The following is a 21,583-nucleotide window of genomic DNA, read 5'->3' as shown; positions in this document are numbered from 1 at the left end:
AAAATAAATTATATTCTATGTCAGAACTATCCCACTGTTATTTAGAAAATACTTGCGGTTTCGGCTTTACATCGATTATGGGGAAACCAGATGTCTCAACGAGCTCCCCCTCAATTTTCACTTCACATAGCTGTCCCAAGAGCTAACTCTTTAGCCTACCCAATGACCCGGGATGTTACCCAATAGCCAATATAGGCTGAAACCGCAGATAACACAGTGCCCCAGATCAGATCAGCAATTGTCAGCGTCCACGACCAGTTCTTCAACGTGGCCTGATTGGTCAGATCATAAGTGGCATAGGCGACAAATCCCAAAAGAGCACCGTTCAAAAGCGTGACTGCTCCACTACCAGCTAAAAGGCCCGGCCTGACCGCAAAAAAGACCAGTCCGAACACGAATATCACATAGAAAACAATCGCCGGGGCAAGGCGGAAACTCGGCGCGAGCATGTCACCCATCACAGGGCGATAAAACACATTCGCCATATTGGTGAGCCACACTGAGTCAATCGCCAGAAAAGCAATAGCCGTTACCACATAAGCAACAATATAGGACTTCATGAATGCTTCACTCTCTTATTTTATTCGCGACCAGCTGACATCGCGGCACAACAGGCCCGCCAGAACGCAGCCATTGGTGGTCATCTTGTCGCCATTGACCTTGACGTTGATCTTGTAGGTGAGATTACGCTGCGGATCGAAAGCCGTTCCCGAATATTGGCCGTCCGCAGTCTCGTTAATACTCATAACCAGCCGGTCGCCGGTTTTCTCTTTTGCAGTCCCCGGCTTGATCCATGTATTGGTGGCACAAATATCTTTGCCACAATCCGCGATTTTGACCCGCGCCTTACAATCACCGCGTGCCCAGTTACCGCCTATTGCTTCGGCCTGTGCCGACACAGGAAATAACATTGCCGTAATGCCGATCATAATTATCCATTTCATCGACGCCTCCTGCATCTTTAGTTTGGATTGTTAAGCATGCTCAATCGTGTAGAGGCCTACATTGATTGCCCCTTCTTCAAAACCACCTTCGCAATAGCAAAGGTAATATTCCCAGAGTTTACGGAACCGATCATCAAAGCCGAGCTGTTCGATTGCCGGCCAATTAGAGATAAAGCGCTGACGCCATTCGGCGAGGGTAAGCGCATATGAATGGCCGAAATGCTCAATTTCTTTTAAAGCCAGACCGGCTTTCGACAGATCGCGTTCAAGCACCTTATCCGATGGCAGAAAGCCACCCGGAAAAATGAACTTCTGTATAAAATCAGCCTTGCGGCGATAGTTTTCGTAGCGCGCATCTTCAATCGAAATGATCTGCAAAACCGCACGACCACCCGGCTTGAGACAGCGTTTCAGCGTCGCAAAATATTCCGGCCAATAAGCTTCGCCGACTGCCTCAAACATTTCAATGGAAACGATGCGGTCGAATTGTCCCTCGACATCGCGATAGTCCTGCAGACGCAGATCAACTGCCTCAACCTGTCCGGCATCAGAAACAACCTTATTTGCCCAGGCAAGCTGCGATGGCGATAAGGTAATTCCCGTCACATGTGCATCGCCCTCTGCCGCCAGAAATGCTGCCAGAGCACCCCAGCCACAACCGATCTCAAGGATTTTTTCGCCGCGTTCAAGCGCCAGTTTGTCGGCTATGAACTGCAACTTATACTCCTGCGCATTTTCAAGGCTATGCGTCTTCTCATTCCAGATTGCGCATGAATAAAGCATCGTCTGATCGAGCCACCGGCGATAGAAATCATTGCCGAGATCATAATGGGCTTCGATGTTTTTACGGCTGCCACGCCGTGTATTGGCATTGAGAAAATGGCCCATGCGATGAACAAGGCGCATGAAGCGTGATCCACGCAATGTGGATAGCAGAGTATCGCGATTACGTGCTGCGAAACGAATGACTGAGGTTAAATCGGGCGTTGTCCAGTCGCCTTCAATATAGGCTTGTGCAAAGCCAATATCACCGCCCATCACCATACGCCGCACAGAACGCCAGTTATTGAGAATGATTTTCGCGTCTGCCCCTGGCAAGCTGCCCTGAGCAACAAGCGACTTTCCCGAAGGCAGCACGATTACCAGCCGCCCATAGCGCACCTGATTAAGCAACCGGCGCAAAAGACGAGCCGAAGGTGTCCAGGTTGAACGGCCTAAAGAAACGGATGTGGGAAGAGAAGAAGTCTCATCAAGCTGGCTCATGCGGCCTCGTTCCTCTGCTGGGACGTCTGACGACGAATATGTGTGATTGGGTCTTGTGGCGATATTTGCACTTGCGAAGCTTGATACCCTTCCGCCAGAGTTTCAACGCTTCCCAATGGATACCGCCAACCACACGTAAGGTCAGAAACGGGATCGCAAAGAAAGCACGCAGCAAGGCGGCATCGCTGAGTTCTACCCGGCGAGCCAGATGGCGCGCCGTCAGAAGCAAACCTTCATCATCAAAGCTGTTGATAAGAATTGTTAACGTGTCAGACGGAGGCGACACTTCAAACTCGTAGCGCAGCTTCATATCCATGAATGGCGACACGTAAAAGGCCTTGTCACAGCTTTGTACGATACGACCATTCTGGGTGGCCTCGACTGGGATCATATATCCGTGGCGCTGATGAAACGCATTGTCGACTTCCCAAAGGATAGCGACGAGTTCCTCTCTGCGATTATAGCAAAAGAACTCCGTCAGCGAATTAAAGGCCCAGCCAAGAATGCGCGGCATCGTCAGAAGTCTGATTGCACCACCATCCGGTTCAATTCCAGCGCCGCGCATGGCGTCTTCCACCTGCGCACGGAGAGGCGTAGCAGAGCCATTGCCTCTGTCTTTCTCAAAAAATGAAAACAGATTGAAGCTGTTGACCGAAAACGCTTTCAATTTCTTATCAAGGGCTTGCAACTCATCCAGATCAAGCAGCAGCGAATAAATCTTATAGGCAAGCTTATGCACTTTTGGCCGTGAACGCGCATGCGTTACATGCCCCGGGAAAAGTGCTGACTGGAAGGCTTTCGTCATGCCAGCATCCTTTCTCTAATGGCTATCGGCTGACGAACGATGCGCGCACTCTCCTGCTCCACCTGCCACGGACGGCGCAAGCCACCAAGATCTTCGGCAACGGCCAGACCTGCCTGCAAACCATCCTCGTGAAAACCGGAACCAAAATGCGCACCGCAGAACCATGTGCGACGCTGCCCCTGCAACGACCAGATTTCCTTTTGCGCGCGATCAGTTGCCATGTCGAAAATCGGATGCTCGTAGATTTCGCGACGTATCACCAGTTCCTCACGCGGAGCGCGACATGGATTAAGCGTAACGAAAGTATCGGGCGCATGGCCCAGCGCCTGCAAACGGTTCATCCAATAGGTGATCGACGGCTGGGAGGGCCCTGTTTTTGCGTTCGTCAGATAGTTCCAGCTTGACCATGCAGCACGGCGTTTTGGCATGAGCGAAGCATCGTTATGCAGTACCGCCTCGTTGCACGAACATTGAAACGCACCGAGAATACGACTTTCATCGGCACTTGGATCTGCGAGCATGCGCAAGGCCTGATCAGCATGGGTGGCAATCACCACGTCATAAAAGGTGTAAGAGACACCTTTTGCATCGATCAGTTCGACGGCATTTTCGGAACGCCTAACCGACGTGATCGGTGTCGAAAGCCTGATCCTGTCTGCATAGGGTTTTGTAATACGTTTCACATATTCACGGCTGCCACCAGCAACAGTCCGCCAGATCGGCCTGTCACGCAAAGCAAGCAGGCCGTGATTGCAGCAAAACCGGACAAAGCTTGCAGCCGGATAACGCCCGATTTCCATCGCGGGCGTAGACCAGATCGCCGCGGCCATCGGATAAAGATGATCTTCCCGAAAAGCCCGGCCATAACAATTTTTCACCAGATAATCATCAAGCGAGATGCCGTCCATCATCGATAAGTCTTTGGGCGCATTGCGATAAAATCGCAAAAGGTCGCGGATCATTGACCAGAAGCGTGGGCTGACAAGATTGGACTTTTGAGCAAATAATCCAAGTCCGGTTCCGCCGGAATATTCATAGGCACCATTTCCGACCGAAACCGCAAAGGACATATTCGACGCGACTGTGGGAACTTCCAATGCACGAAACAGGGCCGTCAGGTTGGGATAGGTCACTTCATTATAGACAATAAAGCCGGTGTCCACGGCAACAGGTCCGACAGCCCCGAAATACCGCTACCAATGATTGCGACTTTCAGACGTCTGGTGCTGCCCGGATTACTCGTGATGTCCATAAGTCTCTCTCCCAGCGGCATCTTTGCTGCATTTGACTGTCTTACGTTTTGCGAAAGCAATTGGTTCAATGAAGCAGCGAAGTTTTTTCATTTTTTTGAGCCTGTTAGGAAACCAAAAAGCAAAACCAAACGTATTGTATCAGGTAAAACAAACTCACGACCAAAGGTCCGCCATGCAAGCCGGTCTGCTTTTGATTGTTGCTATCAGTCTCTCTGCGATCATGACGTTTGCATGGGCACTGGAGCGGAAGACCGGGAAAAGCGGCTGGATCGATGCGATCTGGTCAATTTCCGTTGGCATAGGTTCGGTTATTGCCGTTGTTCTGGCCGACACACCATGGCAGCGGCGTTCTATAATTCTGATCCTGATCCTTGCATGGTCGCTACGTCTCGGGGTGCTTATCGCCAACCGAAGTCTGTCGCATGGCGAAGACCCGCGTTATGCTAAGCTCATGAGAGAATGGGGAGCCGACGCTTCAAAGCGTCTGTTTTGGTTTCTGCAAATTCAGGCTTTGGCCGCATTTATTCTTGTCTCGTCAGTGTATCTTGCAGCCGTCAGCCGTCCTTTTTTCCCGCACTTCTTTGACCTTATTGCAGCTGCGATCATTGTGATCGCCATTGCTGGCGAAGGATTGTCAGACGCCCAACTGGCAAAATTTCGTAAAACCCCAGCCGCCAGAACCGAAATTTGCGAGACAGGCCTGTGGGCTTATTCGCGTCATCCCAATTATTTCTTTGAGTGGTTGTTCTGGTGCTCATGGCCGTTGATGGCAATCACCGCTTCACCATGGAGCTGGCTATCGCTTCTCGCCCCCATCCAGATGTACTGGCTGCTGGTTCATGTTTCGGGCATCCCACCACTTGAAGACCATATGCTGAAATCGCGCGGTGAAAAATTCCGCGCCTTGCAACGCCGCGTCAATGCGTTTTTTCCCGGCCCCAGGAAATTAGGAGTCTGAACATGAATATGCTGACCTATGCAATTAATGCGGCAGAGCGCGTTCCTCTGAGCGACACAATCACACTTGCGGGCATCGAGTATCTTTGCGGTCGCACCAAACGCCGACTAGCCGGAACACCTGAGCAAATTGAGCTCGATTTCCTCAAAACCATGAATGACTTTCCCGTTGCCACGAATACCGATGACGCCAACCGCCAGCATTACGAGTTGCCACCGCATTTCTTTGAACTCGCGCTGGGACCACAGCGCAAATATTCCTGCTGCTATTATCCCGACAATAACACCACGCTTGCACAAGCTGAAACATACGCATTGAGCGAAACCGTGCGTCACGCCGACCTTCGCGATGGTATGCATATTCTTGAACTTGGTTGCGGCTGGGGTTCGCTATCGCTTTATCTGGCCGGAAACTTTCCCGCCTCCCACATTGTTTCCGTTTCGAACTCCGCTCCGCAACGTGCTTACATCGAAGCACAGGCTGCGATGCGCGGCCTTAAAAACATCACTGTCATCACCGCCGATATGAACGACTTTTCAGTCGATCAGCGCTTCGACCGCGTTGTTTCCGTTGAAATGTTTGAACACATGTCAAACTGGAAATCGCTGTTTGAGCGAGTACGCGGATGGCTCAATCCTGATGGCAAGTTGTTCATCCATGTTTTCACCCATCGCGATCGCTCCTATCGCTTCAACCATGAAAACCCTGCCGACTGGATTGCGCATCACTTCTTCACTGGCGGTATCATGCCAGCCTTTGATCTGCCGCATCGCTTTGACGATATTTTCACCGTGGAACAGGATTGGCGATGGTCAGGCAGGCATTATAAAAAAACTGCGTTGGATTGGCTGAGCAATTTCGATAAATCGATTGATAAGATCAGACCTATTCTGCAACAGGTCTATGCGCAGGATGCCGGTCTTTGGGAGCGCCGTTGGCGACTGTTCTTCCTCGCAACTGCTGGATTGTTTGGTCACGAAAATGGCAATGTCTGGGGTGTTGGACACTACCTGTTACGGCCCGTTCGCTAAGGTAAGGCCAATAGGTCGAAAGTGGGTATAATAACTTAGACTGGTTTTACGACAGGACGCCAAGACATCCTCGAAGCTCGATTGGGTGATGAGCGCCTAATGGTATCTCGATCAGCAATTTCGGTTTGATAAACTAGTTCAGAAGCACGGGTCGCATCCAAGACAACATCAAGTGTTAGCCGTTCGGTGCACACTATCGCTGACCGGGTTGGCTATAGAGTATTAACTATGCGAAGTTGGTGCGCTCGATGTCCCGCAAGGCGTGTTTGCCAGAACGCTGCATGCGAAGGCTTCTCCGGCAGACTGGAAACGGAGCTCTGTTACTCTCGCGACTGGAAAAACACCACACTCAAACAAATTATCAAAGAAGTGGATTAAGAGGTCACTTAGCACTCAAAGAACAATCAAATATCCAAAAAGTCTTGGATTTGTGACGTAAAACCAATCCAAGTTATTATCCGGCCCCTCAGTGGATCAAGTTCAGCTGGAATTTAACAGCTAAAGCGCTCGTTGAGACGCGCAAGAGCGTCATTGGCGCGCTTACGGCGAAAACAAAACCTTGATGTAACCGGCGGAGATTTGTTGGCCCGTTTTTAATTTTGAGTGCCAGTTAAAAACATGCTCGCTTCTAAAAATTCTGACGACGATTTGTCCCCCTTCAAGTTTGATTATTGGCCCAACAACGGCCGTGGTGGATGACTTTCCCAAAGTGGCTTAAAGACCGTTATTCCGTCAAATGCCAACTGAAAAACCTTACCGCTTGCGATTTTTATGCTTATACAGATGGCTATCGCATTAAGAGCATGTTCAATAGGCTAAAGTAATTTCGTCGTATTACCACTCGTAACGATACAAAAAAGATCATTGCAATCCCTCGTCGCTATAGCAACTGTCAAATTATGGCGGCCATACTTTGGCAACATGACCTAAGTTACCTTGAAAAGGTTACCCCCTAATTGCCGTTCAATTTCGCTGATAGCTACTTGTGCACGTACAGAATTGCCCGCCTCATCCAATGGCGGTGAAAATGCAGCGATTGCCATTTTTCCGGGGATGACAGCGACAAGTCCGCCGCCGACACCACTCTTTGCAGGCAAGCCAACTGAATATGCCCAATCGCCCGAGGAGGTGTATAAACCTTCCATCATCATCTCGGCGAGCAATGGTGCAACATGCTCCTTTTTAATAATACGCTTTTGGGTGATGGGATTTATACCACCGGCTGCAAGTGTTGCGCCCATGGTGGCGAGATCGACGCAATCGACGAGTGTAGAGCATTGTCTTGTATAGACATCGACTGCCCGCATTGGGTCGCTATAGCAGGTTCCTGCACTGTATAGCAGCCAGCCAATCGCCCGATTGTGAAAATTTGTATCCTGTTCGGATTTATTGACCTCGTCACTGAGCTGAATTTCTCGTCCGGCAAACTGGCTTTGCATATCGAGAATATTCGACCAGCATTGCTCTGCATCATCGCCTGGAACAAGACTTGCAGCAGCTATCGCCCCTGCGTTTACAAGTGGCGAAAGCGGCTTTCCCTCATGTAATTCCAGTGCTTGTACAGAATTAAACGGCATACCCGTAGGGCTATCGCCTAGCTTTTCCTTGACCGCCTTTGGACCGATTTTTTCCATGACAAGAGCAAGTGTAAAAACTTTGGAAATGGATTCGAGTGCGAATTTATAATCAGTATCACCCTGTTTGAAGACTTGGCCATCTGCAGTCACGATAGCGACACCAATTAGTTCACTGGGAACTTTGGCCAGAAAAGGAATATAATCAGCGTTGTTTCCACCAGATGTCTGCTTGGCAATTTTGTAAGCAGCAATAACGTTATCTTGAAGATTTAATGACAAATTATATCCCCCCCCAATTACATGCTCAGATTTAGGACTTAAACTATGCATAATGAATTAGTGGTGACAATAGCAAATATAATGATTAGCTATTCAATTAACTAATCTGATATTTTTTACTTAACTTAGGTTGACATAACGAGCGTACATGAGCGACGAATTAAAATGTAATACATATGGGTAACCATTGAATGGAGGGCTATGTATGACTAAAAAATCTATTTCTGCAAAATACAACGGCTTGGACGATGTATATGCATCATTAGAATTATCCGCTTCTTTGCCTAAGACAAAATTTCCAAAAGAAGAGCGCGATCCACGCAATGTGTTTGCTGCTGTGCGTGACGAGTTGATGCTGGACGGTAATTCGCGTCAGAATCTCGCAACGTTCTGTCAGACATGGGTCGATGAGGAAATTCGCGAGCTGATGGATTTGTCGATCGATAAAAATATGATCGACAAAGACGAATATCCGCAGACAGCAGAGATTGAAGCGCGTTGCGTGCATATGATCGCCGATCTGTGGAATTCACCGGATGCTGAGAATACGCTCGGTTGTTCCACAACCGGTTCATCAGAAGCGGCAATGCTGGGCGGACTGGCGCTCAAGTGGCAATGGCGTAAGAAGCGCGCCGCGGCGGGCCTATCGACGGATAAGCCAAACCTGATTTGTGGCCCTGTACAGATTTGCTGGCATAAATTTGCCCGCTATTTCGATGTCGAGTTGCGAGAAATTCCGCTTGAGGGCGACCGCCTGATCATGAGCCCGGAAGAAGTGCTCAAGCGTGTCGATGAAAACACGATCGGCGTGGTACCCACTATGGGGGTGACCTTCACCTGCCAATACGAGCCGGTCAAGGCTGTTCATGACGCTTTGGATAAGCTCCAGAAAGAAACTGGACTGGACATTCCTATCCATGTGGATGGTGCCAGTGGCGGTTTCTTGGCACCTTTCTGTGCGCCTGATATCGAATGGGATTTCCGTCTGCCGCGTGTAAAATCGATCAACACATCTGGCCATAAATTTGGTCTGGCACCTTTGGGTGCCGGCTGGGTTGTGTGGCGCGAAGCGTCTGATCTGCCGGAGGAGCTTATATTCAACGTGAACTATCTGGGCGGAAATATGCCGACTTTCGCGTTGAATTTCTCGCGTCCTGGGGGGCAGATCATAGCGCAATATTATAATTTCCTGCGTCTCGGGCATGAAGGCTATGCGAAGATTCACAATGCCTGTTATGAAACGGCGCAATATCTGTCAGACGAGATCGCAAAGCTCGGACCATTTGAGGTGATCTTTGATGGTGACAGTCAGAAAGGCATTCCTGCGCTGGCATGGAAGCTGAAAGAGGGCCAGACAATCGGTGGCTACACACTCTATGATGTGGCCGATCGTTTGCGCAGCCGTGGTTGGCAGGTACCTGCCTATTCAATGCCAGCAGATCGCGAGGACCTTGTGGTACAACGCATTCTGGTGCGGCACGGCGTCAGCCGTGATTTGGGTAGCCTTCTGATCGACGATCTTAAGCGCAGTCTTGATTACTTCGAAAAACATCCAGTCAGCAAACCACTAACCGAAGACGAGGCTGGTGGATTCAGCCACACTTAACTTTCTCTACATTCATTTGATTATTCGCAACTTACCCACGAGATTGGTGCTCAATCGATCTCGTGATCATCTCTTTACAGAGGGGACTTACTATGGCGAATACCAAAGCCGCTATTCCGGCTAAACAGCTATCGATGATTGGCTTTTTTGCCATTACCGCTTCCATGGTGATGGCGGTTTATGAATATCCAACCTTTGCAACATCAGGTTTTAGTCTGGTTTTCTTCCTACTGCTTGGTGGAATTTTATGGTTTATTCCGGTCGGTCTTTGTGCTGCTGAAATGGCAACGGTTGAAGGCTGGGAAGAGGGTGGTGTATTCGCCTGGGTTTCAAACACGCTTGGCGAGCGATGGGGCTTTGCAGCAATCTCATTTTGTTATCTTGAAATTGCCATCGGGTTTCTTCCGATGCTTTACTTCGTGCTTGGTGCCCTCTCCTATATCCTAAGTTGGCCAGCTTTGAATGCCGATCCAATCACCAAAACTATCGCCGCTTTGGTTATTCTTTGGGCGCTAGCTTTTACCCAGTTGGGTGGCACAAAATATACCGCGATTATCGCCAAAGTGGGCTTCTTCGCTGGTATTTTGTTGCCAGCGTTAATCCTAGCTGCCCTGGCTATCGCTTATCTGTCGAGCGGTGCGCCTTTACAGATAGAAATGTCAGCGCAGACATTCTTCCCTGACTTCACACAGATCGGCACACTTGTTGTCTTTGTTGCCTTCATTCTCAGCTATATGGGTGTTGAAGCGTCTGCGACACACGTTAATGAAATGGAGAATCCGGGACGTGATTATCCGATAGCGATGATACTGCTTATGATCGCAGCGATCGTGCTAAGCTCAATTGGCGGTCTCTCGGTTGCTGCAACCATTCCGTCTAACGAGATCAACCTGTCTTCGGGCGTGGTACAGACTTTCAGCGCACTGGTAGCACATTTTGGCCCCGGTTTCGAATGGACTGTTCGCATCATTGCAGCACTGCTTCTGCTTGGTGTTCTCGCCGAGATTGCAGCATGGATTGTAGGACCGTCGCGGGGTATGTTGGTTACAGCTCAGAAGGGAATTCTTCCAACAACGTTTGCAAAGGTTAACAAGAATGGCGTGCCGGTCGCACTCGTTGTAGCACAGCTAATTTTGACATCGATTGCGATTATTGTTCTGACAAATACCGGTGGTGGCAGTAATATGTCGTTTCTGATTGCTCTCGCTCTTACGGTGGTAATCTATCTATGTACATACTTCTTGCTATTCCTTGGCTATATCCATCTCGTTCGGAAGCAGCCGGAACTGAAGCGTACATTCCGCGTACCTGGTAGTAACGGCTTCAAGATAGGTGTTGCAGTCGTCGGCTTCCTTGTTTCGATCATGGCATTCTTCGTTTCGTTTTACCCACCGACATCCATCGGAGGGGAAACGGCTGATGAGACCTATGTGACGCTACTCGTTGTTTGCTTCCTTGTTGTTCTGGCGATCCCGTTCATCGTCTACGCTCTGCACGATAAGCGCGGCAAGAAGACCAACGTCACTTTGGTGCCAATCAAGCTTCACAATGCACCGGAAGGGCATTTTTTCATGCATCCGCGTGCCCGCTCGCCGCATCATGTCATTGTTGATGATACGACATTGCAACGCACGAAGTCTGGCCTCTAGAAAGGCCCTCAACAAAGATCAGGGCGTTTTTCATCTTGCCTATACGAAAACGCCCTTTCTACTTTCCCCCTTGTTCTCGTCTCAGAAAGCAAATTGTAATGATCATTTCTACGAAGAAGCCGAGTAATACCCCTTCCATTCTAGGTAGATCTTTGGCTACTCCGGCAATGCGGTCCGATCAGTGGCTAACTATCCTTTCGGAAGGACGATTTTGGGTTAACGGCGATGATAGCCGGACCGAAACAATCCGTCAGGTTCTTGACGGGCTTTAAACCATCGAGCGTTTCTTTGCTTACCCAGGCAGCTCAGTCCTGAGCAAACTGCATGCACGTTTGAACGATGGCGATGCACGAGGGTTCCTACGCGCGGCGCAGAACATCTCTACAAGCATTATTTCGCAGAAATACATGGCCGACATTTCGGCGTGGGAAAATTGGGACGCTGATGATAGCCAGCCAGCTGACCGGCTGCCGCAGGCGATCAATCACATCGAAAGAAAGCCTTATTTTGAAGTGCTTTCCGTTGTTCCGCACATGACATCGCGCTGGCAGCATATTGCGCGCGAAGCGCGCTCCATTCGTCGCCCTGAAGATGAGTTCATCTATGAGACAGTTGTCGCTGGAAATGCAGAAGATGCCCTGACAGCTATTCTGGTGAATCCTTCAATCGCGTCGGTTGTTCTCTATGAGGGCTTTTCGGCTAAGGCTGCCGAGATTAACCCGCTGATTACCGCGATTTCCGAAGTCATTGATCTGGCTGAAATCAAAGATGATAGCCGTCTGGCCCTTCGGACGGCACAAGCTATCAAGAAGATTCGCCCTGAGCTCGACGTTTATCTCCTCAGTGACCGCGAGATCGAACATCTGGCAGGCGATCCGGATAATCAGATATTCAGCCGATTATTCTATCAGGTCGAAGAACCGCTTGAACTGCATCTTTCGATCCTCGAAGGCGTACACAAACGTTATCACACGCCATTCTTCGATAATCTTAAACATTATGCAGCAAGACCAATTGCAACTTTTCACGCACTGCCTATCGCGCGCGGCAAAGCTGTATTCAAGTCGAACTGGATACGGGATGTGGGCGAGTTTTACGGCCCAAACTTGTTTCTTGCAGAAAGCTCGGCCACGACGGGCGGTCTTGACAGCCTGCTTGAGCCGACAGGCAACATCAAGGAAGCACAGGAATTAGCCGCCCGTGCTTTCGGAGCAGAGCATGTCTTCTTCGTCACTAATGGCACATCGACAAGCAACAAGATGGTGCTTCAGGCGCTGCTCGCGCCGGGCGATATCGTTATCATCGACCGAAACTGCCATAAGTCGCATCATTATGGCCTGCGTGCTCGCCGGTGCTGAACCCTATTATGTCGAAGCATTTCCGCTGACCGAATATTCGATGTATGGCGCCGTCTCCATAAACACCATCAAGTCGGCTCTTCTCACACTTCGCGCTGCGGATCAGCTCGACCGCGTGAAGATGATCGACCTCACCAACTGCACCTTTGACGGCCATGTTTACAACACGCGGCGCGTTATGGAAGAATGTCTGGCTATCAAGCCCGATCTTGTTTTCCTGTGGGATGAAGCATGGTTTGGTTTTGCTCACTGGTCGCCATTCCTGCGTCAAAGAACAGCCATGGGGGCAGCGCGGACACTGGAAGATTACCTCTCCACACCAGATGCCAAAAAGGCATGGCAGGAACAGCAGAAAGCGCTTGGCGAAAACCCATCCGATGACGTGCTGCTTGCAACACGTCTGATCCCAGATCCGGATGTGGTCAGACTGCGGGTGTATCAGACCAATTCCATTCACAAATCCATGTCGGCGCTGCGTCAGGGATCGGTGGTACTGGTTCGCGATATCGAATTCAGTAAAGTGGAAGCACAGTTCCACGAAGCCGTGTTCACCCACGCCTCGACAAGCCCAAACCTGCAAATCATCGCAAGTCTTGATGTGGCACGCCGCCAGATGGAACTTGAAGGTTATGGCCTTGTGTCAAATGCGCTTCAGATCGCGCTGGAGATTCGCAAACAGATCAACAGCCATCCGATTATTTCTAAATATTTCCGCGTCCTCAACAATGCAGAAATGGTTCCGGCTGAATATCGTGAATCGAGCCTCACGGACTTCAACGATAGCTCGCTGACGTGGACTGATGCGGTCAAAGCGGTTCGTGACGATGAGTTTCTGCTTGATCCGAGCCGTATGACGCTGACCTGTGGTCAGGCTGGCTTTGATGGCACCAGCTTCAAAAACATTCTGGCTGACCGCTTCAATATTCAGGTCAACAAAACATCGCGCAACAGCATTCTGCTACAGTCCAATATCAACAATTCACGCAGCGACGTGGCTCTGCTGGTTCGTGTGCTGCTCGAAATTTCGCAGGAAATCGAAGAAAGCCTGAAGGAAGGCGGAGAGGCACGCATTCAAAGCTTTGCGGAAAAGGTGCGGACGCTCGTTGAGGATGTGCCGAACCTGCCGAACTTCAGCCGTTTCGACGACTGTTATCGGGGCGATCCGAAAGCTGCGACATTGAACGGTGATATTCGCGGCGCGTTCTACGATGCCTATAAGAGCGAACAGTGTGAATTTGTTCCTTTGAATGGTGCAGCCGTGGATGAACGGCTTGAGAAAGGTCCGACACTGGTTTCGGCTAACTTTGTCATTCCATACCCACCGGGCTTCCCGATCATGGTTCCTGGTCAGGTCATCACGCGTGAAATCATCGAGTTCATGCGCAAACTCGATGTGAAGGAAATTCACGGCTATGACAAAGCGGCCGGTCTGAAGGTCCTCAAGCGCGACGCATAAGCTAATACTTTCTCGGAAGCATCTGCCCTCATCAAAGGGCAGATGCTTTTGTTCACGCAATATCGGAAAGAAACAAAATGCACTTGTTTGAATGGATAAGTGATGTCCTGCGGTCTGCACCGGAGCTGGCGATCTTTCTCGCACTGGCAATCGGGTTCTGGGTCGGTGCTCTGAAATTTGGTAAAATCAGCCTTGGTTCTGTCACCGGAACCTTGCTTGTCGGCGTTTTGATCGGGCAGCTGGGCATTGAAATATCGCCACAGATCAAATCGATCTTCTTCATCATGTTCCTTTTTGCGGTTGGTTTCGGCGTTGGGCCACAATTCGTGCGCGGCATTGCAAGCGATGGGCTGCCACAAGCACTTTTTGCAGTGGTAATTTCCTGTCTTTGTCTGGGTTCGGTCTATATTGCGGCCGTCATTGCAGGCTATGGTCCCGGCTCATCCATTGGCCTTCTCGCAGGCTCGCAGACCATTTCCGCTTCTATTGGCATGGCGACAGATGCACTCAACAGAAGTGGTCTCAGCCCAACTGAAGTCACACAGCAACTCAATGCCATCCCTGTTGCCTATGCCGTCACCTACCTGTTCGGCACCATAGGAACAGGTCTTATCATTGCCTTTCTCGGACCAAAGCTGCTTCGGATCAACCTCGAAGAAGAATGCCAGCGTTATGAACGTGAAATGTCTGCCGGTGCGCCTGAAGGTGGCATTGAAACGGCATGGCATCAATATATTGTCCGTTCCTTCCGCCTCACGGTTCCGGGGATCATTGCCGGAAAAACCGTTGGTCAGGCCGAGCAGATGGCGGGTGCCCGTATCTTTCTGGAGCGGTTGCGCCGCGACGGCAAGGTGATCTCCTTTGATGATGATACCTTGCTTGAAGTCGGCGATATCGTTGCGGTTTCAGGTCCGCATGATGCGATAGTGGAATGGTCAAACCGGGCACAGGAAGTCGCGGACCGCGAATTGCTGGACATTCCGATTGAAACCATGGATGTGGTCGTGACAAATAAACGGCTGCATGGTCGCACACTGATTAAACTGTCGCATGAGTCTTTTGCGCGCGGCGTTTATATCAATCGAATCAGACGCGGTTCGATGAATGTTGACGTGCCCGTTCAAGCCCAGAGCAAAGTCTATCGAGGTGATATTGTCAACCTGACAGGTAGCCAGAAACACATCGAAGCGCTTATTGCCGAGATTGGCTATGCAGACAGACCAACCAGCACGACCGATATGGTTCTGGTCGGCTCCGGTATTGTCCTTGGTGGTTTACTGGGATCGATTGTAGTGCCAGTGGGCGGCGTTCCAATCACATTGTCAACCTCCGGCGGCGCCCTAATCGCAGGTCTGATCTTCGGCTGGTTGCGCAGTTTCACTCCCAAGATGGGCAATGTTCCGACCGCAACAGTGTGGTTCATGAACACTGTGGGCCTTAATATCTTTATCGCTGTTGTCGGTATATCAGCAGGCCCGACATTTATCTCGGGTCTTAAAGAAGTGGGCTTTGAAATGTTTCTGTGGGGCCTGTTTGCGACATCGGTGCCGATGCTGCTTGCGCCGTTAATAGGTAAATATATTTTCCGCTTTGATCCGGCGATCAATCTCGGCTGTTGTGGTGGTGCGCGTACAAGTACTGCTTCTGCGGCCATGGTTTCGGAAGCCGCAAAAAGCAATGTGCCAATGCTTGGCTACACAGTGCCTTATGCGATCAGCAATACTCTATTGACGCTGTGGGGACTGGTAGTTGTGTTGCTAACGCTTTGAGACGAGCAACGTTAATGAGTGATATGTGAAATCTCAGTTGGGCGCACTTGGGATGGTTTGTTGCTATTTTGGTACCCACCACTAAGTGCGCATCACTTACAATATGATTGATCAATGCCATCAATCGTTTCGCGCAGATAATTGCAAATATTGAAGCAATACGTGACCCTTAGACAATAGACTTGAAACGAAACATACAGGATGACATTAGCGATTCAGCTTTTCACTCTTTTTGGCCACTGAGAGCGTTTGCGGCAGGTGCTTTCCAAAAACACTGACCTGACGCAGTTAAGCAAGGCGCGGTTATATGCGGTAAGCGGGGCAGATTTGGTGGGATGTTTCTGATTTAGAGTTTGATTCAAGAACATAAGGATTGGCATCAAACTAGATATGCAGCGATGTCCTCGTCTCCAATTAACCAGTCATAAATACTGGCAATACATGGATATTAGCGAGATCTAAATCGTGTGCTTGAAGTTGCTTTCCAATAGATGTCACGCCATTTAATCCTTGTGATACAATATGACGCTGCTCAATATTGAACAGCATCATAATTCCAATCACCAATCAGAATGCACGCTGGAAACGTAGTTTCAAACCAAACGCATCCTGTCCATCAAGTGCGATACGCTTATTGTTCCACTGAACATAGGTAATTTCAGGTGTGATGTTGAAGCCAGGCACCAATGAATAGCTGACATTGCCAGTTGCCATCAGGGTTTCACTGGCATCATAGCCAACTTGCAGATTGAGTTTGGCTTTTTTAGTTGCCTGATAGGCAAGACCGGCCCACAAAGCCCAATCGCCACCCCATGTACCGTAGAAGCTATCTACCATACGATAGACTTCGCCATTGGCATTCGCCTCGTAAAGGTCGTCATTGGACTTATAAGCGAACTGCGACCAGACTGAGAACTTATCGCTCACCTTGAGATCAACCTTGACCTTCCCCGCCCATTTTTCATTGCGCGCGTCATAGGCCGCAACACCTGCAATGCTGCCCCATGACTGAGCATATTTCAGACCACCCACCACATGCGGCATATAGTCGTCGATGGTAACATCCACGTCCGCATCTGTATTTCCGCCCTGTTCAAGCGACAAGGTAGCCGAGAAGCCCTCCTTGTTTTTGTAGGTATAGCTGATGAGGTTCGTACGATAACCGCCAGCCAGAATGACGTCATCATTGAGCACATTGCCCAGATAATCGGTGAAAGTTACGAAAGCCGACTGGTCGAGACCAACGCGCAGACCGCCCAACTCAATAAAGCCGAGACGCAGGGAGCCAGACGATGAAGAGTCTGCACCATTATACCACTGATAACGTGTTTCAGTGACTGTCTTGAGTGTACCGAGTTCGGTTTCGGTTCCGGTAAATGAGCGGAAGGTGAAGCGGGTCAGCTGCGCATAAGTATCCATATCCCGGGTACTCGTTACGCGCGCATAAGCATTATCGCCACCGCTGACATCATAACGCACATAACCAGCAAAACGCAGGCAGGTTTCGGTTCCGGGAATATAGAAATAGCCCTTGCCATAGGCATCGCAAACGCGAACATATTCAACAGCTTCAGGCTCGGGTGCAACAATGGTATCGGCAGCCGATGCAACTTGCAACATTGCCAGAACAGCGACCGATGCAGCTAGAATTTTCTTCATTTGAGTAGGTGTCCCCTTTGATTTTAGGCAATAGGAGTTTTTCGGCGGAAAGAGACTTTCCGTCGTGCTGAGAACAGACTGCCGGAACTCGCTGAAACCGGCGGCCTGCTATGACTGTGAATGCTGTATTACGTGCCTGATATCGACAAAGCGCCCCGCCCCGTCATCAACTCAAATCCCCCATCTGGATTTTATTGCAAAATTCCTTAAATCTGGAACAGGTCAAGGTGAAATGATGCAGCAATTACAAGGTTTTATAGAGAGCTGCACACGCCCAAACAGGCACATGGCACTCTATAGCTTGCAGTGACGCGCCATCATTTCGGCAACGTCTTCCCGACCCTCTTCGCGCAGTTTTTTGATCGCAGCACTCATATCTGCCGACCGTTCGTCCTGCCCGAGCTTGAACTTGATTTCCATCTTCTCAATCGGCATTTCGTAGCCGACGATATTGGGCAGGCGCCGCTCCAGACCACCGGGGCCGAGTTCCTTCATCTGCCAAGGCTTGTCACGACCCTTTTCCATATGCTTGACGAGCTCGTGGAGATGTTTGGCGGTCGCTGCTTCCGACAGAATTTTGGGCGTGCCATGGATATGTGCAACCATAAAGCTCCAAGTCGGTGCGCTGTCCCTTTCCGGATAACCCGGATACCATGACGATGATACATAATGACCAGCATCCATCAGGATTGCGATTGATGGCAGGCCGCGTTTCAGAAACTCAACATGATCGTTGGATGCAGCAACATGCGAGACCAGCATGCCGTTTTCGCCGCGTGTCGGATCCATCATGAAGACGGGGTGCGATATAGCAACGCCTCCCTCATGGCTGGTGATCAAAGTACCAAGCACCGTTCTATCAACGAGATCGAAAACCTCGGTCGTATCGGACGGCTGGAAATAGGGCTTTGTATAGAGCATCGCTTGTCTCTTGATTTCAGGCGTGAATAGCGGGCAGTCGATCAGACCATGGACACATGGCTTCCAACTGACCTGCAAGTTCGAATAGCAGATTTTCGGCCCCATAAGGAGCAATGAACTGGCTGCCGATTGGCAAACCATCAGACGTTTCGTGAAGTGGGACACTCATCGCAGGCAAGCCAGCAGCGTTGACCGGATGGGTGAAGGTTGTCAGCTCCAGAAACTGCCGGGCAAACCCTTTCCAGTCGGGTGAGCGCACGTCGAGCATCCCAAGCGGAAATGATCCAACCGGCATGACCGGGCTTAACACCACATCGCATTCTTCAAACAGACGACCAAAACTGCGCGCCGTACTGTTTGCGGTCAAACGCGCTTGAATAACCTCTGTCGCAGCCAAGCCATCGCCGTAAGCGGCCAATCCCAGATTTGAAGGCTCAAAATAGAGGTCATTGGCAAGCTTTGCCATTGTCGCGGCAACATCGGCCACTTCAATTGCGGTGTAAACGGCGATCAGTTTTTGTACGGCACCCGCAAGCTCAACGCCGTCAAAATCAGGCTTCACCCGAACAACGTTATGTCCGAGCCGTTCGCATAACGCAATCGTCGCCTCAAGTGCTGCGATTGTCTCCTCGTCCAGATCGTGACGAAGATCAGACTCCTGCCAGACACCGATACGAAGTTTCCGCGGCGCCATTCTGACACTGTTTACGAACAAGTCCGTCTTGGCCGGGGCTGCGTAAAGCGAACCCGGTTCAAGCGCATCTGTCAGATCAAGCATCATTGCGGAATCGCGAACCGAGCGCGTCAATACATGATGACTGACCATTCCGCCCCAGTTTTCTGTCGAAACCGGACCGCATGGGACACGCCCACGCGACGGACGCAGCCCGAAAAGCCCGCCACAAGATGCGGGGATACGGATCGAGCCTGCTCCGTCATTGCCATAGGCCACAGGCACCATGTGCGCGGCAACGGCAGCTGCCGCACCGCCGGAAGAACCGCCAATGCTGCGGGTCACATCCCAGGGATTGAGTGCCGGACCATGCAGCGAGGATTCCGTTGCGATATTGCAGGAAAACTCCGGCAAATTGGTTTTACCCACCACCACCAGACCAGCTGACTTGTAGCGTTTGACGAGTTCATGATCGCGCTGCGAGATATTTCCCTCTGCCGCACGACATCCAAAAGACATTGCTGCACCGGCATAGGAAGGGCAATCATCCTTCAACAAAACCGGAACACCGCTGAGCGGGCCCTCTGGCAGCGATTTAAGCTGTTCTTCCGCTTGATCGCGCATCTCGTGGATCACAGCATTCAGCTTAGGATTGCATCGATCAATCGCTGCAAATGCCTCATGAACAGCCTCATGCGGCGACAGAATTTTTGCGTGAATGGCCTCTCCCAGACCGACGGCGTCGGTCCGGGTGTAGTCAAAGGATGTAGACGTCATGGGGTTATCCCAATGCTAAGCTCGCGAAGCGGAGCGTTTTACTGTTCCTTGCTGATCGTCCAGAAGCGAAGCGTATCACCAGCCCAGCCCTTGAAATCGTTTACTTTTGGACCGGCAGCTGTGATCGATGGCAAGTTTACGAGACCAAGAATCGGAACCTGCTCACCCATCAGCGTGTTAAGTTCGTTGAAGAGCTTCTTGCGTTCTTCGACGTCGCTTTTCGCAGAAACTTGGCTGAGAAGGTTTTCCGCCTTGGCGTCGTCCCACTGGCGCGCGGCATCAGCCTTCTTGTCACCGATCATCGACTGAAAAGACAACAGCGGATCAAGGCGGGCTGAATAAGCGAAAACAGCAAGTTCATAAGCGCCACGACGATACTGATCGAGCTGGGTCGCCCAGTCGCGCACTTCGAGCTGCGCATTGATGCCGGAGGCTGCAAGGAATGCCTGAACAATCGTGGCAACCTGCACGCGGTTCTGGCGGTTGGCGACCAGAAGGCTGATCGGTTCGCCCTTATATCCTGCCTTGGTCAGCAACTCCTGCGCTTTGGCTGGATCGTATGCAGGCCAGGCAGACGCCTGATTATCCGAATAGATGGTGTTTGGTGCAATGACCGACGGGTTTGGCGCATAAATGCCCTCACCGATCGCCGTTGCCAGCTGTTTAAGATCGATGGCGTGAGCAATCGCCTGACGCATCTGCGGATCTTTCAACTTATCGGAAGTGGACTGAATTTGAAGCACCATCCAGGAAGGCGTCTGCTGCACATTGACCTTCATGCCCTTCGCTTCCAGATCCTTGACACCAGTTGGCACCACTTCATCGATGAAGTCGATCTCACCGGAAAGCAGGCCATTGGTGCGCGTGCTTGAATCCGGAACAGTCATGAACTGAATGGTCTTTACATGACCTTTCTTGTTACCCACCAAACCAGCGGCATCGCCGGGCAGCGCGGCATAATCATCGAAACGGGTCAGGTCCAGATAGCGACCACGCTCCCATTTGGAAAAGGCATAGGGACCTGTACCAATCGGCTTTACAAATTTGCCATCTGCATCAACGGATTCCGGGCTCAATATCCATGGCGTACACTGGATGGTAGCCATGGTGATGACGAAGTTTGGCGCAGGTGCTGCAAAACTGAAGCGCACCGTGCTGTCATCGACGGCGTCGACCGACTTCAGTTCAGAGTCCACTTTTCCATTATAGCGATTGACACATTGAAAGGCTGTATTGGGCTTGAGATAACGCTCGAAATTCCAGACAATATCCTTGGCGGTCAGGTCTTTGCCATTCTGGAACTTGACGCCTTTGCGCAACTTGAATTCATAAACCGTATGATCGGCATTCGAGGTCCAGCTCTCAGCCAGCATTGGCTTGATTGCGAGATCGTCGCCATAAGCGACCAGACCTTCGGCAATATGGGCAACAACCATATCGGCATTGGCATCGCGATTGACGCCCGGATTTATGCTCGCAACATCAGAGTGAATGGCGACGCGCAAGGTCTCATCGTCTGCAGCATGTGCCTGGAAGGATGTGGCGCTGAGACCAAGAAGCGCCATGCTGAGTGCAGAGCGGATTGAAATTGGATTGAACATTTTG

14 protein-coding genes and 2 pseudogenes are annotated in these 21,583 nt (G+C 50.6%); 6 read left to right on the top strand and 10 right to left on the bottom strand.

The features are described 5' to 3' along the window. Nucleotides 1-155: 155 nt before the first annotated feature. The 5 genes and pseudogenes from WH356_RS20945 to WH356_RS20925 form a co-directional block, all read right to left on the bottom strand. The gene (locus WH356_RS20945; protein WP_339514298.1) at nucleotides 156-560 is read right to left on the bottom strand and encodes a DUF2177 family protein; all 405 of its coding nucleotides are present in this window, start codon (nucleotides 558-560) and stop codon (nucleotides 156-158) included. A 15-nt stretch (nucleotides 561-575) separates the two neighbouring features. Next, nucleotides 576-944: a DUF2147 domain-containing protein gene (locus tag WH356_RS20940; RefSeq protein WP_339514296.1), complete on the bottom strand. Its 369-nt coding sequence runs from the start codon at nucleotides 942-944 to the stop codon at nucleotides 576-578. A gap of 30 nt (nucleotides 945-974) precedes the next feature. Beyond that, entirely contained in the window at nucleotides 975-2,207 is a 1,233-nt protein-coding gene (locus tag WH356_RS20935) for a cyclopropane-fatty-acyl-phospholipid synthase family protein (RefSeq protein ID WP_339514294.1), read from the bottom strand. Further along, nucleotides 2,194-3,012 carry a DUF1365 domain-containing protein gene (locus tag WH356_RS20930; protein WP_339514292.1) on the bottom strand — a complete coding sequence of 273 codons (819 nt, stop codon included), beginning with the start codon at nucleotides 3,010-3,012 and terminating at the stop codon, nucleotides 2,194-2,196. Before WH356_RS20930 ends, WH356_RS20935 begins: the two co-directional genes overlap by 14 nt. Continuing rightward, a pseudogene (locus WH356_RS20925) lies at nucleotides 3,009-4,264 on the bottom strand (NAD(P)/FAD-dependent oxidoreductase). Before WH356_RS20925 ends, WH356_RS20930 begins: the two are co-directional and overlap by 4 nt. Nucleotides 4,265-4,437: 173 nt before the next feature. Between WH356_RS20925 and WH356_RS20920 the strand changes: the two are divergent. Together WH356_RS20920 and WH356_RS20915 are read left to right on the top strand one after the other, a co-directional pair. Further along, nucleotides 4,438-5,223 carry a DUF1295 domain-containing protein gene (locus tag WH356_RS20920; protein ID WP_339514291.1) on the top strand — a complete coding sequence of 262 codons (786 nt, stop codon included), beginning with the start codon at nucleotides 4,438-4,440 and terminating at the stop codon, nucleotides 5,221-5,223. Between the two features lie 2 nt (nucleotides 5,224-5,225). After that, nucleotides 5,226-6,254 (top strand): SAM-dependent methyltransferase, encoded by a 1,029-nt coding sequence (locus tag WH356_RS20915; RefSeq protein ID WP_339514289.1) that lies wholly within the window; start codon nucleotides 5,226-5,228, stop codon nucleotides 6,252-6,254. A 926-nt stretch (nucleotides 6,255-7,180) separates the two neighbouring features. Here WH356_RS20915 and glsA read toward each other — a convergent pair. Continuing rightward, entirely contained in the window at nucleotides 7,181-8,110 is a 930-nt protein-coding gene (glsA, locus tag WH356_RS20905) for a glutaminase A (protein WP_339514287.1), read from the bottom strand. A 205-nt stretch (nucleotides 8,111-8,315) separates the two neighbouring features. Here glsA and WH356_RS20900 point away from each other — a divergent pair, with 205 nt between their 5' ends. The 4 genes and pseudogenes from WH356_RS20900 (at nucleotide 8,316) to aspT (ending at nucleotide 15,948) form a co-directional block, all read left to right on the top strand. Then, nucleotides 8,316-9,716, top strand: a complete 1,401-nt coding sequence (locus WH356_RS20900) for a glutamate decarboxylase (protein WP_339514285.1) — start codon at nucleotides 8,316-8,318, stop codon at nucleotides 9,714-9,716. 92 nt (nucleotides 9,717-9,808) lie between these two features. After that, nucleotides 9,809-11,365 carry a glutamate:gamma-aminobutyrate antiporter gene (gadC, locus tag WH356_RS20895; protein WP_339514283.1) on the top strand — a complete coding sequence of 519 codons (1,557 nt, stop codon included), beginning with the start codon at nucleotides 9,809-9,811 and terminating at the stop codon, nucleotides 11,363-11,365. A gap of 275 nt (nucleotides 11,366-11,640) precedes the next feature. Further along, a pseudogene (locus tag WH356_RS20890) lies at nucleotides 11,641-14,179 on the top strand (decarboxylase). A 77-nt stretch (nucleotides 14,180-14,256) separates the two neighbouring features. Further along, the gene (gene aspT / locus WH356_RS20885) at nucleotides 14,257-15,948 is read left to right on the top strand and encodes an aspartate-alanine antiporter (RefSeq protein ID WP_339514281.1); all 1,692 of its coding nucleotides are present in this window, start codon (nucleotides 14,257-14,259) and stop codon (nucleotides 15,946-15,948) included. Between the two features lie 567 nt (nucleotides 15,949-16,515). Here aspT and WH356_RS20880 read toward each other — a convergent pair. The 4 genes from WH356_RS20880 to WH356_RS20865 all read right to left on the bottom strand — a co-directional run bounded on the left by WH356_RS20880 (nucleotide 16,516) and on the right by WH356_RS20865 (nucleotide 21,579). Continuing rightward, the gene (locus tag WH356_RS20880; RefSeq protein ID WP_339514279.1) at nucleotides 16,516-17,607 is read right to left on the bottom strand and encodes a porin; all 1,092 of its coding nucleotides are present in this window, start codon (nucleotides 17,605-17,607) and stop codon (nucleotides 16,516-16,518) included. Nucleotides 17,608-17,901: 294 nt separating this feature from the next. Further along, nucleotides 17,902-18,528: an FMN-binding negative transcriptional regulator gene (locus WH356_RS20875; RefSeq protein ID WP_339514277.1), complete on the bottom strand. Its 627-nt coding sequence runs from the start codon at nucleotides 18,526-18,528 to the stop codon at nucleotides 17,902-17,904. 16 nt (nucleotides 18,529-18,544) lie between these two features. Next, complete coding sequence (locus WH356_RS20870; RefSeq protein WP_339514275.1) at nucleotides 18,545-19,978, bottom strand: amidase; 1,434 nt, start codon at nucleotides 19,976-19,978, stop codon at nucleotides 18,545-18,547. 38 nt (nucleotides 19,979-20,016) lie between these two features. Beyond that, entirely contained in the window at nucleotides 20,017-21,579 is a 1,563-nt protein-coding gene (locus tag WH356_RS20865) for an ABC transporter substrate-binding protein (RefSeq protein WP_339514273.1), read from the bottom strand. Nucleotides 21,580-21,583 lie beyond the last annotated feature (4 nt).

It is taken from the genome of Ochrobactrum sp. MYb379 (assembly GCF_037479515.1).
GTDB lineage: Bacteria > Pseudomonadota > Alphaproteobacteria > Rhizobiales > Rhizobiaceae > Brucella.
Note: the sequence above shows the minus strand (reverse complement) of the source record. Positions and strands in the feature narration are given on the sequence as shown.

Excerpts from the sequence above, each read along its gene's own strand:
- WH356_RS20915 (WP_339514289.1), top strand. The coding sequence starts at position 5,226 with ATGAATATGCTGACCTATGCAATTAATGCGGCAGAGCGCGTTCCTCTG.
- WH356_RS20875 (WP_339514277.1), bottom strand. The coding sequence starts at position 18,528 with ATGCTCTATACAAAGCCCTATTTCCAGCCGTCCGATACGACCGAGGTT.
- gadC (WP_339514283.1), top strand. The coding sequence starts at position 9,809 with ATGGCGAATACCAAAGCCGCTATTCCGGCTAAACAGCTATCGATGATT.
- WH356_RS20930 (WP_339514292.1), bottom strand. The coding sequence starts at position 3,012 with ATGACGAAAGCCTTCCAGTCAGCACTTTTCCCGGGGCATGTAACGCAT.
- WH356_RS20870 (WP_339514275.1), bottom strand. The coding sequence starts at position 19,978 with ATGACGTCTACATCCTTTGACTACACCCGGACCGACGCCGTCGGTCTG.
- aspT (WP_339514281.1), top strand. The coding sequence starts at position 14,257 with ATGCACTTGTTTGAATGGATAAGTGATGTCCTGCGGTCTGCACCGGAG.
- WH356_RS20920 (WP_339514291.1), top strand. The coding sequence starts at position 4,438 with ATGCAAGCCGGTCTGCTTTTGATTGTTGCTATCAGTCTCTCTGCGATC.
- WH356_RS20935 (WP_339514294.1), bottom strand. The coding sequence starts at position 2,207 with ATGAGCCAGCTTGATGAGACTTCTTCTCTTCCCACATCCGTTTCTTTA.
- WH356_RS20865 (WP_339514273.1), bottom strand. The coding sequence starts at position 21,579 with ATGTTCAATCCAATTTCAATCCGCTCTGCACTCAGCATGGCGCTTCTT.
- WH356_RS20900 (WP_339514285.1), top strand. The coding sequence starts at position 8,316 with ATGACTAAAAAATCTATTTCTGCAAAATACAACGGCTTGGACGATGTA.
- WH356_RS20880 (WP_339514279.1), bottom strand. The coding sequence starts at position 17,607 with ATGAAGAAAATTCTAGCTGCATCGGTCGCTGTTCTGGCAATGTTGCAA.
- WH356_RS20945 (WP_339514298.1), bottom strand. The coding sequence starts at position 560 with ATGAAGTCCTATATTGTTGCTTATGTGGTAACGGCTATTGCTTTTCTG.
- WH356_RS20940 (WP_339514296.1), bottom strand. The coding sequence starts at position 944 with ATGAAATGGATAATTATGATCGGCATTACGGCAATGTTATTTCCTGTG.